A 13290-nucleotide genomic window follows, 5' to 3' on the forward strand; every position below is an offset into this window, starting at 1 on the left:
TATGCAGCGGCGCAGGCACTACTGAAGAAGCTCGTCATCCTTGGGCTTGACCCGAGGATCCATGCCAGCGCATCTCAGCATTGCAATTCTTTGGATTGCAGCCCCCATCCCGCGCCCATTTTCAGGTCTTCCCTCCCATGAGTCTCATCGGAAAATTCGCCAGTGTCGGCAGCGCCACCATGGCAAGCCGCATTCTCGGTTTTGCGCGCGAAGCACTGATTGCGGCCGCCATTGGCGTTGGCCCGGTTACGGACGCCTTCTATGCTGCGTTCCGCTTTCCCAACCTGTTCCGCCGGCTCTTCGCCGAAGGGGCGTTCAACACCGCCTTCATTCCGCTTTTCGCCAAGGAGATGGAGGGCGGTGGTGTGGAGGCCGCACGGCGCTTTGGCGAGGATGTGCTGGCCGTTCTGATGACGGTGCTTCTTGCGCTCTCGGCCGCCGCCATGCTCGCAATGCCGTTTCTGGTCTCGACCATCATCGCACCGGGCTTTGCCGCTTCGCCGGAGAAGTTCGACCTGACGGTGCTCATGACGCGGATCATGTTCCCCTATCTGTTCTGCATGTCGCTGGTTGCCATGTTCTCCGGCATTCTGAATGCGATGCGCCACTATTTCCTGGCGGCATTGGTGCCGACGCTTCTCAATGTGATTTTGATCGGGGTTCTGCTCGTCGCGCTTTTCTGGCAGTTCGACCCGCGCCAGACGGGCATCTGGCTTGCCTGGGGCGTGTTCGCCTCGGGTCTGGCGCAGCTTTTCTTTCTCATCCAGGGTGCGCGCCGCGCAGGCTACTCCATGCGGGTACGGCGTCCGCGCCTCACGCCGGGTGTCAAACGCCTGCTTGTACTCATGGCGCCGGCGCTTCTGACCGGCGGTATCATGCAGATCAATCTTCTGGTCGGGCAGATCATTGCCTCCACACAGGACAACGCCATCGGCCTCCTGAACTTCGCCGACCGCATCAACCAGTTGCCGCTCGGCGTCATCGGCATCGCCGTGGGTGTGGTGCTCCTGCCGGAGCTCTCACGCGCCCTGAAAGCCGGCGATCACGCGGATGCTCAGCATTTGCAGAACCGTTCCATGGAATTCGCGCTGGGGCTCACACTGCCAGCCGCCGTGGGGCTCATGGTCATGCCAGCCCCCATCGTCGCCATCCTTTATGAGCGTGGTCAGTTCACGGCACTCGATACGGCAATGACCGCTGCCGCGCTTGCCGCTTTCGCCAGCGGTTTGCCGGCCTATGTGCTGACGAAAGTGTTCCAGCCGGCGTTCTTCGCGCGCGAAGACATGAGAACGCCGATGTGGTTCTCGCTGGTCACGGTTGTTGTGAACATTGCAGCGAGCCTGCTGTTCTTCCCCGTCTACGGCCATGTGGCGATCGCCGCGGCAACCTCGCTTTCAGCCTGGGTGAATGTGCTTCTTCTGGCGGTCACCCTTTGGCGGCGCGGCGATTTCCGACCTTCGTCGCTAACCCTGCGGCGCATCGCTTTCATGCTGCTCGCCAGCGCAGTGATGGGCGTGGTCGTCTGGGGAATGCTGACAGGTCTACCGCAGTTTGTCGGGCACGACCTTCTGATCGTACGCATTCTCACCGTCGTCGCCATCGTCGTGCTCGCGGCGGTTGCCTATTTCGGCGTGGCGCTTGCAACCGGTGGGATCGACCGGAAGGAGCTTGCCCGTGCCCGGCGACGGGACCGCAAGAACGTCTCCCATTAACGGAATGCGAAGGCGGTGCATCTAGCATTGCCTTCATCACTCCGGGGGAGAGGCATGCAGCAACGGCTCTACTATATCGATTTCCTGCGCGTCTCCGCGTTCATGCTGCTGATCGCCTATCACGCTTCGGTCGCCTTCTTCCCGGATATGAAATGGCTGATCGAGGCGCCGGAGGGCAGCGCCACCCTGTCGCTGATCATGAAACATCCGCGCGCCTGGCGGCTTGCCCTGCTCTTCTTCGTGTCAGGCATGGGCACCTGGTTCGTCTATCGGCGGTGCCACGATCTCAGCTTTCTGACCGGCCGGTTCACGCGCCTCTTCCCGCCGCTGATCTTCGCCATGTGCGTCATCATCGTGCCGCAGGTCTGGTATGAACGCATGTATGAGGAGGGTTATCAGGGCTCCTTGCTCACCTTCTGGCTCACGCGCTATTTCACCGAAGGCAAATATCCCGACGGGAATTTCACCTGGGCGCATATGTGGTTCGTTGCCTATCTGCTGGTGATGACCCTCGTCTGCTATCCGGTTTTCCGGCTGATCGACCAGCCCTTCATGAAGCCGGTCACCGACTGGTTTCAACGGGTGGCAGGCTCCGGATGGGTCTATCTGCTTTTTCTCCTCCCACTCGTGCTCAATCTGGCGCTGTCACCCGTTTTCCCGCGCCAGACCAATGCGCTCTACAATGACGGCGCATGGTTTGCAGTATGGGCGAGCTGGTTCGGGCTTGGTTTCCTCTTTGCCCGATACCATCAGGCATTGATCGGGACCGTGGTGGGCTTGCGCTGGCAAAGCGCCGGGTTGGCCGCAGCGCTGACGGCGGCGCTCTACCTCTTTTCCTGGACAGGAGCCGGCGGTGCTTTCATCGGCGACTATGAAACCATGACGCCGCTCTTCAAGACGCTCCTGATGGCGCTGGCATGGACGATGATCCTGGCGCTGTGCGGGTTTACGGCGAAGCGTCTGAACGCACCGAGTGCTACTGTCTCCTGGCTCAACCGCAAGGTCTTTCCGCTTTATATTGTGCATCAGACCGTGGTGGTGGCAGCGCTCTATTATGTTCTGCCGCTCGGGCTTGGCGTCTGGCCCGAATATGCGCTGGTTCTGACTGCGACGTTTGCCGGTTCGTTCCTGTTCGCCATCGCGGCTGAGTGGCTGCCCGGCCGGAGCGGCATTCTGGTGGGGCTCGCACCGCGCGGTCGGCCCTTGCCCGCCGGCGGAGCGGAAACGCAATCGGTGCGTGGGGCTTGATTGCCGGTTTCGCGTCGTTCATAAGCCATGGCGCGCGGTTTTCGCGCTTCAAAAGGCATTCAGGAACGATCCATGAGCGAATTCAGGGAGCTCGTCTTCTCCGGCGTTCAGCCGACGGGCAATCTTCACCTCGGTAATTATCTGGGCGCGCTGCAGAAGTTTGTCGCGCTGCAGGACAGCCATGAGTGCATCTATTGTGTCGTCGATCTGCATTCGCTGACCGCGACCATGGCGCATGACGATCTGGCCGACCAGACGCGTTCGATCACCGCCGCCTTCCTGGCGAGCGGCATCGACCCGAAGAAGAACATCGTCTTCAACCAGAGCCAGGTGCTGCAGCACGCTGAGCTCGCATGGATATTTAACTGCGTCGCGCGCATCGGCTGGATGAACCGCATGACGCAGTTCAAGGACAAGGCCGGCAAGGACCGTGAGAACGCGTCCCTCGGTCTGCTCGCCTATCCGAGCCTGATGGCGGCTGACATTCTCGTCTACCGCGCCACCCACGTGCCGGTGGGGGACGATCAGAAGCAGCACCTCGAGCTGACGCGCGACATTGCGCAGAAATTCAACAACGACTTTTCCGGGCGCATTGCCGAGCTTGGCTATGGTGTGGAGATGGAGGTGGGCGAAGAAAAGGTGAACGGCTTCTTCCCGTTGACCGAACCGCTCATCGAAGGCGCGATCACCCGTGTGATGAGCCTGCGTGACGGCTCCAAGAAGATGTCCAAATCGGACCCGTCCGACCTGTCGCGCATCAATCTTACGGACGACGCTGACGCCATCGCCAAAAAAATCAAGAAGGCAAAGACCGACCCCGAGGCTCTGCCTTCAGAAGTGGACGGCCTGGCCGAGCGGCCCGAGGCGCAGAACCTCGTCGGCATCTACGCCGCGCTTTCCGGTGTCGGCAAGGCCGATGTGCTTGCCGAGTTCGGCGGGCGCCAGTTCTCCGAGTTCAAGCCGGCGCTGGCGGAGCTTGCGGTCGAGAAACTCTCGCCGATCGCCGGCGAGATGCGCCGCATTCTTGCGGATCCGGCTTATATTGACGGTGTTCTGCGTGAAGGTGCTGGCCGGGCGCGCGAGAAGGCGGAAGCGACCATGAAGATGGTGCGCGAGATCATCGGGCTCATCGACGGGTGAGCCCCTTGAACACCCCGGCTTGCCGAAAGCTCTCTGCGATGGCAGATTGCGCGGAATTGGCGGGTCACTCGCCGGCGAAACAGGACGTGTGAATGGTCTCCAAGCGACTGATCCGCGAGGCGGGACACCGCCGCAAGTTCCTTGCCATCATTGATGACACGCCCGAATGCGAGCGGGCCGTTGCCTACGCGGCGCGGCGCGCCCAGTCGACAAATGGCGTTCTGGTGCTTCTTTTCGTGATCGAACCTGGTGACTTCCAGCACTGGCTGGGGGTCGAGCAGATCATGCGTGAGGAAGCGACGGCAACGGCCAATGCGGCGCTCGACACGCACGCCACCAAGGTGCGCGAGACAATCGGCATCGAGCCGGAACTCGTGGTGCGCGAAGGCAAGTCCGCCGACGAGATTCACAAGCTGATCGAAGAGGATCAGGATATCGCCATCCTCGTTCTGGCAGCGGGCAGTTCCAAGGAAGGGCCGGGGCCGCTGGTCTCGTCCATTGCCGGCAAGACGGCCGCTTTTCCCATCCCCGTCACAGTCGTGCCGCAGAATCTGAGCGACGAGGAAATCGAAAGTCTGGCATAGGGGCGCGACGCTCCCCATATGTGCGCTTGAACACCGGAGCGATTCCACCTATTTTAGAATCATTCCAAGAAACGCCAGATCGGAAAACCACCATGTTCATTCAGACTGAAGCGACCCCCAATCCCGCGACGCTGAAATTCCTGCCTGGCCGGGTGGTTCTGGAAGAAGGAACGGCCGATTTCCGCGAGGCGGAGTCGGCGGCGGAAACATCGCCTCTGGCCGAGCGGCTGTTTTCGGTCTCCGGTGTGACCGGAGTCTTCTTCGGTTATGACTTCATTACCGTCACCAAAGAGGACGGTCCGGACTGGCAGCATCTGAAGCCGGCCATTCTCGGCACCATCATGGAACATTTCATGTCGGGCCAACCGGTCATGGCCAAGGCAGGGCTCGGCGGCCTTCCGGTTTCCGGCGAAGGCGAGTTCTACGACGAGGCGGATGAGGAAATCGTTTCGACCATCAAGGAGCTGCTCGATACGCGTGTACGCCCGGCGGTTGCCCAGGATGGGGGTGACATCACCTTTCGCGGCTACGAGAAGGGCACCGTCTTTCTGCACATGAAAGGTGCCTGCGCGGGCTGCCCGTCTTCCACAGCCACGTTGAAGCACGGCATCCAGAACCTGCTCCATCATTTCGTTCCGGAAGTTCGGGAAGTCGAACAGGTGCTCTGATCGCTCCCGCGTCAGGATCAAGACAAGAAAAAACCGGGCTCCAGGGCCCGGTTTTTTTCAGGGTCGGATCGATTGACCCCGGTCGCTGAGACGGTTTCTACCGCTTAACGATTACTTTAGCACCAACTTCGGTACGGTTGTAAAGGTCAATGATGTCCTGATTCATCAATCTGATGCATCCCGACGACATTGCCTTGCCGATGGAGCGCCATTCCGGCGTGCCGTGCAGGCGATAGCCGGTGTCGCCACCGCGGTTGAACAGATAGAGCGCGCGTGCGCCGAGCGGATTGGACAGGCCGGGCGGCATGCCGCGGCGCCATTTCGCCAGCTCCGGCTGGCGACCGATCATTGCAGAAGGCGGCGTCCAGGTCGGCCACTCGCGCTTCATGGCGATGCGCGCCGTGCCCGCCCATTCAAAACCCTCGCGACCGACCCCGATGCCATAGCGCATGGCTTTGCCGCCATCCATCACGAGGTAGAGAAACTTGGCATTGGTGTCGACAATGATGGTGCCAGGCTTTTCCTTGGTTTCGTAGGAAACGATCTGGCGATGGTATTGCCGGGGAACTTCATTGATCGGAATGCGGGGAAGCTGGTAGCCAGCGTCTTTCACCGTGCCGTAGTCGGACGTGAAAACCTTGAAAGGACCGCCCGTCGTACAGCCGGCAAGTGCCGTTGCAAGCCCCAGTGCCGCAGCGACGGCGATGGATTTGAATTTCATATGTTCCCCCAGCCCGGATACCTTAATTATGCCTGAAGCGCGTCGTAATCTGATCATCATTGTTAAATTCTTGGTTAACAAATTGCCAAGGCTTCGACCGCGCTGACGTAGCGGAAGCCCCTTATTGGCTCTCATTATTGCAAACAGGCAACACAATCCCCAGTTTCTGCATTGATGAAAGCGCAGGAGTCGCATCATGAATGTTGGACAGGCCGCCCGCCGTTCGGGATTACCGGCTAAGACGATTCGCTATTATGAGGAAATTGGCTTGATAGCGCCGCAGCGTGCGGGCAACGGCTATCGCGCCTACAGCGATCAGGATCTGCATTTTCTGACCTTTCTGAAGCGCGCGCGGGGGCTGGGTTTCTCCATCGACGAGTGCCGGCAACTCATGGCTCTCTATCGGGATAAAGAGCGGGCAAGCCAGGACGTGCGCGATATAGCCGTGTCCCATGTGGCGGCAATCGACGACAAGATTGCTGAACTCCAATCCATGCGCGCAGTTCTCAACAAGCTGATCCTTGCCTGCCGGGGCGATGAACGTCCCGATTGCCCAATCCTCAATGACATCGCCGGAGCACGGTAAGGCTTCAAACGGGGCTATGAGGATGGCATAATTCCGCAATGCCGATCATCTCTCCGATTCCCGTCAATCCTCTGGCCGATGGGCGCCAGTCGGATCGCGCCATGGTCATCCGACGTGGCGTGCAACGCCTGCTGATGAGCATGGGGGCCGTTGTGTTGCCGGAGTTGACGCTTGCCACCGGTCGCCGCGCCGATCTCGTAGCGCTGACGCGGAAAGGTGACATCTGGATCATCGAGATCAAATCGTCGGTTGAGGATTTTCGAGTGGATCGGAAATGGCCAGATTACCGCCAGCACTCCGATCGCTTCTTCTTTGCGACCCACCCGGAAGTGCCGGCAGAGATTTTCCCCGAGGAGTGCGGTTTTATCCTGTCTGACGGCTATGGGGCCGAGATCCTGCGTGAGCCCGACGAACACCGGCTCGCCGCCGCCACACGCAAGGCGATGATGCTGCGCTTTGCGCGGGCGGGTGCGGCGCGCGTCACCGCCGCGGAGCTTGCCGGCATCGAGGTCCCGCTTGCCGAAGGCGAGGCAGGCTGAGGCTCAGGGCGTGATGGGTGCGCGGCCCGTCGCAAGGGCGTGATCGAGATATTCGACACGGTCCTGCCCGAAGAAGGCCTCTCCATTGAGTACGTAGGTAGGAACGCCGACAGCATCGGCTTCAACGGCATCTTTCGTGTTCTGTGCGCGAATTGCCGAAATCTCTTCGGTTTGTGCTCTTTCCAGAATGGATGCGGCGTCGAACTTCTCCAGTTCAAGATACTTCGCCAGCGTGTCGGGATCGGCGATGTTCTCCTCGTTCGCCCACACGGCGGCGAAAACACGCTCCATGTAGCTCATGGGGTCGTGCCCCTCGGCGACCAGGGCCGCAATCACATGGTCTGAAAGAGCCGGGTCGACAGGCCAGTGCCTTGGCGTCTTGTTGATGGGCATGCCGCGAAAGTCCGCGATGCGCTGCAGTTCCACCAGCCGCAGCCGCTGGCGCACCGGAGGGCGCTTTGCCGGCGGGACCGCACCGGAAATCTCCCACACGCCCATCAGGTTGACCGGCTTCACCCGCACGTTCGCGCCATGTTTGGACAGAACCGTCCGCAGTGGCTGATGACCCAGATAGGTGAAGGGCGAAGCGGATGTGAAATAGTAGTCGACGGTGGCTGGCATGAGTGTCTCCGGTACATTTTCCGAGGCTGACCCTAGCGAGCCAGGCGCCGCACCGATAGACGTCAGGCCAACACTTTTGCGCGAGCGCGCAGGCCCTGATGCGAGGCCATGAAAGCCTTTTCCTCGTCGTTTGGAGCGCGCGGTGCCGTATCGACGCCGAGCGCGCTCATCAACTCGTCCATCGGAACGAAGCGCTTTCCGCGATAATCGTAGACACCTCCGGTGGTGAGGATCATGGCGGCGATACGTCCGTCCTGGAGGACGAAACGATGCTGTCCGATAATCTGCGTGCCGTCCCACGTCTCGATGGTGGAGACCACGTCGAAACGCTGCCACAGGCGAACCTCGCGCACATAGGCGGTCTGCAGTCCACCGAGCAACGGGGCCCATCCGCGTTCGCGCGCGGCACCGATCAGCCCGCTGCGCAGGAAGATGTCGATCCGTCCCATATCCGCAAGCATCATGTAGCGGGCGTTGTTCAGGTGGATGTTCATGTCGATGTCGGTGGGCAGGCACCGAAAGGAGAGTTTGCTCTCGTCGCCCAGTCGGTAGACGCCCCGGCTCTTGCGTGTGGCGGCCACGCGAAGAAGACGCATCCAGACATACATGGTTTTCTATCCTGAGAGGTTAGTGCTGCGACCAGCGCTTGCCCGGCAAAGCAGCGTTCCGAAATTGTGCCCTGTTCAACGTTCCGGACGCATTACTGCATCCGGAACGGAGTTTTTTCGCTTTCGCAGCAAAAGCCTCAGGCGGCCTTCTTCTCCGCCGCCTTTTCAGGCGCAAAGCGCTGGTAGAAGGTCTCGCCGCTCTCAGCCATGTCCAGCAGGAGCTTCGGGGCTTTGAACTGCTTGCCGTACTTCTTCTGCAGGCGCTTGGTCATGGCAACGAAGGCATCAGCACCCATCCCATCAATGTAGGACAGCGCGCCGCCCGTATAGGGTGCGAAGCCGAAGGCGAGGATGGAGCCGACATCCGCCTCGCGCGGATCGACCACAATGCCTTCCTCCATGATGCGGGCCGCTTCCAGCGCAATCGTGGCAAGGAAGCGCTCCTGCAGTTCCTCGACCTCGATCTTGTCCGGGTTCTTCTGCGGATAGAGATCCTTCAGGCCGGCCCACAGGTGCTTCTTCGCGGGCTTTGCCGGATAGTCATAAAAGCCCTTGCCGTTCTTGCGGCCAAGACGGCCATGCTTGTCGACCAGCGTGTCGATCAGCTCCATGTGGCGCGGGTCGACGGATTTGGGGCCGAGATCGCGCACGGTCTGCTTCATGATCTTCTGGGCGAGGTCGACAGCCGTTTCATCGGTGAGCGCAAGCGGGCCAACCGGCATGCCGGCCATCTTCGCCGCGTTCTCCACCATCGGGGCGGGAACGCCTTCGATGACCATGGAGAAGGCCTCCTGCATGTAGCGCAGGACGCAGCGATTGACGTAGAAGCCGCGCGTATCGTTGACCACGATGGGCGTTTTCTTGATGGCGCGCACATAGTCCATCGCCATGGCCAGCGCCTTGTCGCCGGTCTTCTTGCCCATGATGATCTCGACCAGCATCATCTTGTCGACGGGCGAGAAGAAGTGGATGCCGATGAAGTTCTTCGGGCGCTTGGAGTTCTTCGCCAGACCGGAGATCGGAATGGTCGAGGTGTTGGAGGCGAAGACGGCGGATGGTTTCAGAACGGCCTCGGCCTTTTCTGTCGCCGTTTTCTTGATCTCCGAATCCTCGAACACGGCCTCGATCACCAGATCGCAACCTTCAAGCTCGGCATAGTCCTCGCTCGGCGTGATGAGCGAAAGGAGCTTTTCCTTGTCCTCGGCGGTGGCGCGGCCCTTCTTGATGGCCTTGTCCATCAGATCGGCGGAATGCGCCTTGCCCTTTTCGGCGGATGCCGTGTCGCGGTCGATCAGAACGACGGGAATGCCCGCCTTGGCCGTCACGAAGGCGATGCCCGCGCCCATGAAGCCCGCGCCCAGAACGCCGATCTTCCTGAACTTCTTCGCAGGCACGTCGTCCGGACGGCGCGCGCCCTTGTTGAGTTCCTGCAACGAGACGAAGAGCGAGCGGATCATCATCTTCGCTTCGGTCGTCTGCATGATCTCGGTGAAATAGCGCTGCTCGATGGTGAGCGCCGTGTCGAAGGGCACCAGCATGCCCTCATAGACGCATTTCAGGATCGCGGCTGCGGCCGGGTAATTGTTGTAGGTCTCACGGCGCAGAATGGCGATTGCAGGCGGCCAGAGGTTTGCGCCCGCCGCCGAGTAGACGGGGCCGCCGGGCAGTTTGAAGCCCTTCTCGTCCCAGGGCTGAACCGTGCTCAGGCCGTCGAGGATCATCTTCTTCGCCGTCTCGACCAGCTTCTTCGGCGCGGCGATCTCGTGGATCAGCCCCATGGCCTTCGCCTTCTGCGGCGTCAGCGTCTGGCCGGTGGTCAGCATCTGCAAGGCTTCCTGCGGCTTGGCTAGGCGCGGCACGCGCTGGGTGCCGCCTGCGCCGGGGAAGATGCCGACCTTCACTTCAGGCAGCGCCATCTTCACTGCCGGGCTGTCGGCTGCAACACGGCCATGGCAGGCAAGAGACAGCTCGAATGCGCCGCCCATGCAGGTGCCGTTGATGGCCGAGACCCACGGCTTGCCGGAGGTTTCAAGCTTGCGCCAGAGCCAGCCCATGCGACCGGCATTGTCGAACAGAAGCTTGACCGCCTTCTTGCGGTCCTTGGCCTTTTCCTTCTCGAACTGGCCGAGCATCTTCTGCAGCATGGTCAGGTCCGCACCGCCGGAGAAGGTCTCCTTGCCGGAAGTGATGACAGCACCCTTGATCCCGTCACTGCCTGCAACGTGATCGATGATCGCATCCAGCTCGTCCATCACCTCTTCGGTGAAGACGTTCATGGAGCGGTGGGGCATGTCCCAGGTGAGGAGTGCTATGCCGTCTGCGTCCACGTCAACGGTAAAGTTCTTGTAGTCGGTCATGGTCTGATCTCTCCCCGACAGCTCAAACGCGTTCGATGATGGTTGCGGTGCCCATGCCCGCGCCGATGCACAGCGTCACGAGCGCTGTGTTCAGGTCGCGGCGCTCAAGCTCGTCGAGAACCGTGCCGAAGATCATCGCGCCGGTCGCACCCAGCGGGTGGCCCATGGCGATTGCGCCGCCATTCACATTGATCCGGTCATGGTCGATCTCGAAGGCCTGCATGTAACGCAGCACCACCGAGGCGAAAGCCTCGTTCAGCTCGAACAGGTCGATGTCCGAAAGCTTCATCTTGGCTTTCTTGAGAAGCTTCTCCGTCACGTCGACCGGACCGGTCAGCATGATCGCTGGCTCGGAGCCAATATTGGTGAAGGCGCGGATTTTCGCGCGCGGCTCAAGCCCCATGGACTTGCCGGCCCTGCGCGAACCGAGCAGCACGGCCGCAGCGCCATCGACAATGCCCGACGAGTTGCCGGCATGGTGCACGTGGTTGATGCTCTCAAGCTCCGGATAACGCTGCACGGCGACGGCGTCGAAACCGCCCATCTCACCCGGCATCACGAAGGAGGGGTTCAACTGGCCAAGCGCCTGCATGTCGGTACCGGGGCGCATGTGCTCGTCATGATCGAGAATGGTCAGGCCGTTCTGGTCTTCCACCGGAATCACGGACTTTTTGAAATAGCCCTTGTCCCAGGCATTCTTGGCACGCTTCTGGCTTTCAACCGCATAGGCATCCACATCGTCGCGTGAAAAACCATACTTCGTGGCGATCAGGTCGGCGGACACGCCCTGCGGCATGAAATAGGATGGGATGCCGACCGAAGGGTCCATGAACCACGCGCCGCCGGACATGCCCATGCCGACGCGCGACATGCTCTCCACGCCGCCGGCAATGACGATCTCGTCGGAGCCGCCGGCGATCTTGGCCGCGCCCAGATTGATGGCGTCGAGGCCGGAGGCGCAGAAGCGCGAGATCTGCATGCCCGGAGCCGCGTTCGCGTAGCGCGCCTCGAAGGCAGCCGAGCGCGGGATCACCGAGCCGGCTTCGCCGACCGGATCGACACAGCCGAAAATGATGTCGTCCACCTTGGCGGTATCGAGGCCGTTACGGTCGCGCACGGCTTCGAGAACTTTCGCGCCAAGGCGCACGGCGGGCACCTCGTGCAGCGAACCGTCCTTCTTGCCCCGTCCGCGCGGCGTGCGCACGGCGTCATATACATAAGCGTCAGCCATATCGGTCTCCCTGCTTTACCGACCCAACGCGGGGTCGTGCGATTGGTTCAAAGGGTTCTTGCGATCACCAGCTTCATGATCTCGTTGGTGCCGCCATAGATGCGCTGCACGCGGGCGTCGCGATACATGCGCGCGATGGGATATTCGTTCATATAGCCATAGCCGCCGTGGAGCTGCAGGCATTCGTCGACCACCTTGCACTGCAGGTCGGTAAGCCAGTATTTGACCATGGAGGCGGTGGCGGTATCGAGATTGCCGGCGAGGTGACGTGCCACGCAATCATTGTAGAAAACGCGGCCGACCGTTGCCTCGGTTTTCAGTTCCGCCAGTTTGAACTGGGTGTTCTGAAAGTCGATCACCTTCTGGCCGAAGGCCTTGCGCTCCTTCACATAGTCGATGGTGACGGCCAGAGCGCGCTCGATCATGGCTATCGCCTGGGCACCGATCAGAAGCCGCTCCTGCGGGAGCTGCTGCATGAGCTGCACAAAGCCCTGGCCTTCCTCATGACCGAGAAGATTGGCGGTTGGCACACGCACATCGTTGAAGAAGAGTTCCGAAGTGTCGTTGGACTTGAGGCCGATCTTGTCGAGGTTGCGACCCCGCTCAAAACCTTCGGCCTCGTCGGTTTCGACCACGATCAGGGATGTGCCCTTCGCGCCCTGGCTCGGGTCCGTCTTGGCCACCACGATGACGAGATTGGCTAACTGCCCGTTGGTGATGAAGGTCTTGGAGCCGTTGAGGCGGTAATGGTTGCCGTCCTTCTCCGCCCGCGTTTTCACACCCTGGAGGTCGGACCCGGCGCCGGGTTCGGTCATGGCGATTGCGCCGATCAGCTCGCCGCTCGCGAGCTTCGGTAGCCAGCGCTGCTTCTGCTCTTCCGAGCCGTAATGGTGGATGTATGGCGCGACGATGGCGTTGTGGAGCGCGATGCCGAAACCATCGACGCCCACATGGCTGATCGCTTCGATGATCGCGCTTTCATGGGCGTAGGTGCCGCCCGCACCGCCATGCTCCTCCGGCATCGAGGCGCAGAGAAGGCCCGCAGCGCCAGCCTTCTCCCAGCTCGCGCGGTCGAAGATCTCCGCCTTCTCGAACGCTTCATAGTGAGGCGCAATCTCTTCCGTCAGGAAGCGGCTCGCCATGTCATAGAGCATGGCGACGTCTTCACCGGCCCAGTCGGGCCGGGAAAGGCCAAGTACGGACTGCGGGTCTGCCACTCTACGCCTCCTCGCTGACAACGCTGCGCATTAGCGTAAGCACGCTAGAACGAGCACG

At 61.0% G+C, this 13290-nt stretch carries 13 protein-coding genes; 7 read left to right on the forward strand and 6 right to left on the reverse strand.

Annotated features, from left to right (window positions below; genetic code table 11):
• Positions 1-137: 137 nt before the first annotated feature.
• From murJ to KUG85_RS06885, 5 genes are all read left to right on the forward strand, one after another.
• Positions 138-1712 carry a murein biosynthesis integral membrane protein MurJ gene (murJ, locus tag KUG85_RS06865; RefSeq protein ID WP_223004654.1) on the forward strand — a complete coding sequence of 525 codons (1575 nt, stop codon included), beginning with the start codon at positions 138-140 and terminating at the stop codon, positions 1710-1712.
• A 54-nt stretch (positions 1713-1766) separates the two neighbouring features.
• The gene (locus KUG85_RS06870) at positions 1767-2960 is read left to right on the forward strand and encodes an acyltransferase family protein (RefSeq protein ID WP_223004655.1); all 1194 of its coding nucleotides are present in this window, start codon (positions 1767-1769) and stop codon (positions 2958-2960) included.
• A 72-nt stretch (positions 2961-3032) separates the two neighbouring features.
• Positions 3033-4100 (forward strand): tryptophan--tRNA ligase, encoded by a 1068-nt coding sequence (trpS, locus tag KUG85_RS06875; RefSeq protein ID WP_223004656.1) that lies wholly within the window; start codon positions 3033-3035, stop codon positions 4098-4100.
• A gap of 92 nt (positions 4101-4192) precedes the next feature.
• Complete coding sequence (locus KUG85_RS06880; RefSeq protein WP_007008142.1) at positions 4193-4684, forward strand: universal stress protein; 492 nt, start codon at positions 4193-4195, stop codon at positions 4682-4684.
• Between the two features lie 92 nt (positions 4685-4776).
• On the forward strand, positions 4777-5352 hold the full coding sequence (locus tag KUG85_RS06885) for a NifU family protein (protein ID WP_223004657.1): 576 nt from the start codon (positions 4777-4779) through the stop codon (positions 5350-5352).
• Positions 5353-5449: 97 nt separating this feature from the next.
• Here the strand turns inward: KUG85_RS06885 and KUG85_RS06890 are convergent, their stop codons facing one another.
• Positions 5450-6073: a L,D-transpeptidase gene (locus KUG85_RS06890; protein ID WP_007008144.1), complete on the reverse strand. Its 624-nt coding sequence runs from the start codon at positions 6071-6073 to the stop codon at positions 5450-5452.
• 196 nt (positions 6074-6269) lie between these two features.
• On the opposite strand from KUG85_RS06890, the gene cueR reads away from it, so the two are divergent.
• Both cueR and KUG85_RS06900 read left to right on the forward strand, forming a co-directional pair.
• The gene (cueR, locus tag KUG85_RS06895) at positions 6270-6659 is read left to right on the forward strand and encodes a Cu(I)-responsive transcriptional regulator (RefSeq protein WP_007008145.1); all 390 of its coding nucleotides are present in this window, start codon (positions 6270-6272) and stop codon (positions 6657-6659) included.
• Positions 6660-6697: 38 nt separating this feature from the next.
• Positions 6698-7198, forward strand: coding sequence for an MmcB family DNA repair protein (locus KUG85_RS06900; RefSeq protein ID WP_007008146.1), 501 nt, complete (start codon positions 6698-6700; stop codon positions 7196-7198).
• Between the two features lie 3 nt (positions 7199-7201).
• Here the strand turns inward: KUG85_RS06900 and KUG85_RS06905 are convergent, their stop codons facing one another.
• From KUG85_RS06905 to KUG85_RS06925, 5 genes are all read right to left on the reverse strand, one after another.
• On the reverse strand, positions 7202-7819 hold the full coding sequence (locus KUG85_RS06905; RefSeq protein ID WP_223004658.1) for a 2-hydroxychromene-2-carboxylate isomerase: 618 nt from the start codon (positions 7817-7819) through the stop codon (positions 7202-7204).
• A 62-nt stretch (positions 7820-7881) separates the two neighbouring features.
• Entirely contained in the window at positions 7882-8427 is a 546-nt protein-coding gene (locus tag KUG85_RS06910) for a thioesterase family protein (RefSeq protein ID WP_065817251.1), read from the reverse strand.
• A 137-nt stretch (positions 8428-8564) separates the two neighbouring features.
• Entirely contained in the window at positions 8565-10784 is a 2220-nt protein-coding gene (locus KUG85_RS06915; RefSeq protein ID WP_223004659.1) for a 3-hydroxyacyl-CoA dehydrogenase NAD-binding domain-containing protein, read from the reverse strand.
• Between the two features lie 22 nt (positions 10785-10806).
• Entirely contained in the window at positions 10807-12015 is a 1209-nt protein-coding gene (locus tag KUG85_RS06920; protein WP_223004660.1) for an acetyl-CoA C-acetyltransferase, read from the reverse strand.
• Positions 12016-12062: 47 nt separating this feature from the next.
• Positions 12063-13169, reverse strand: a complete 1107-nt coding sequence (locus tag KUG85_RS06925) for an acyl-CoA dehydrogenase family protein (protein ID WP_065817248.1) — start codon at positions 13167-13169, stop codon at positions 12063-12065.
• Positions 13170-13290 lie beyond the last annotated feature (121 nt).

The organism is Nitratireductor rhodophyticola (genome assembly GCF_019891355.1).
GTDB classification, from domain to species: domain Bacteria; phylum Pseudomonadota; class Alphaproteobacteria; order Rhizobiales; family Rhizobiaceae; genus Nitratireductor; species Nitratireductor rhodophyticola.

Coding starts and splice junctions, on each gene's coding strand:
- murJ (WP_223004654.1), top strand. CDS start 138: ATGAGTCTCATCGGAAAATTCGCCAGTGTCGGCAGCGCCACCATGGCA.
- KUG85_RS06870 (WP_223004655.1), top strand. CDS start 1,767: ATGCAGCAACGGCTCTACTATATCGATTTCCTGCGCGTCTCCGCGTTC.
- trpS (WP_223004656.1), top strand. CDS start 3,033: ATGAGCGAATTCAGGGAGCTCGTCTTCTCCGGCGTTCAGCCGACGGGC.
- KUG85_RS06880 (WP_007008142.1), top strand. CDS start 4,193: ATGGTCTCCAAGCGACTGATCCGCGAGGCGGGACACCGCCGCAAGTTC.
- KUG85_RS06885 (WP_223004657.1), top strand. CDS start 4,777: ATGTTCATTCAGACTGAAGCGACCCCCAATCCCGCGACGCTGAAATTC.
- KUG85_RS06890 (WP_007008144.1), bottom strand. CDS start 6,073: ATGAAATTCAAATCCATCGCCGTCGCTGCGGCACTGGGGCTTGCAACG.
- cueR (WP_007008145.1), top strand. CDS start 6,270: ATGAATGTTGGACAGGCCGCCCGCCGTTCGGGATTACCGGCTAAGACG.
- KUG85_RS06900 (WP_007008146.1), top strand. CDS start 6,698: ATGCCGATCATCTCTCCGATTCCCGTCAATCCTCTGGCCGATGGGCGC.
- KUG85_RS06905 (WP_223004658.1), bottom strand. CDS start 7,819: ATGCCAGCCACCGTCGACTACTATTTCACATCCGCTTCGCCCTTCACC.
- KUG85_RS06910 (WP_065817251.1), bottom strand. CDS start 8,427: ATGTATGTCTGGATGCGTCTTCTTCGCGTGGCCGCCACACGCAAGAGC.
- KUG85_RS06915 (WP_223004659.1), bottom strand. CDS start 10,784: ATGACCGACTACAAGAACTTTACCGTTGACGTGGACGCAGACGGCATA.
- KUG85_RS06920 (WP_223004660.1), bottom strand. CDS start 12,015: ATGGCTGACGCTTATGTATATGACGCCGTGCGCACGCCGCGCGGACGG.
- KUG85_RS06925 (WP_065817248.1), bottom strand. CDS start 13,169: ATGCTCTATGACATGGCGAGCCGCTTCCTGACGGAAGAGATTGCGCCT.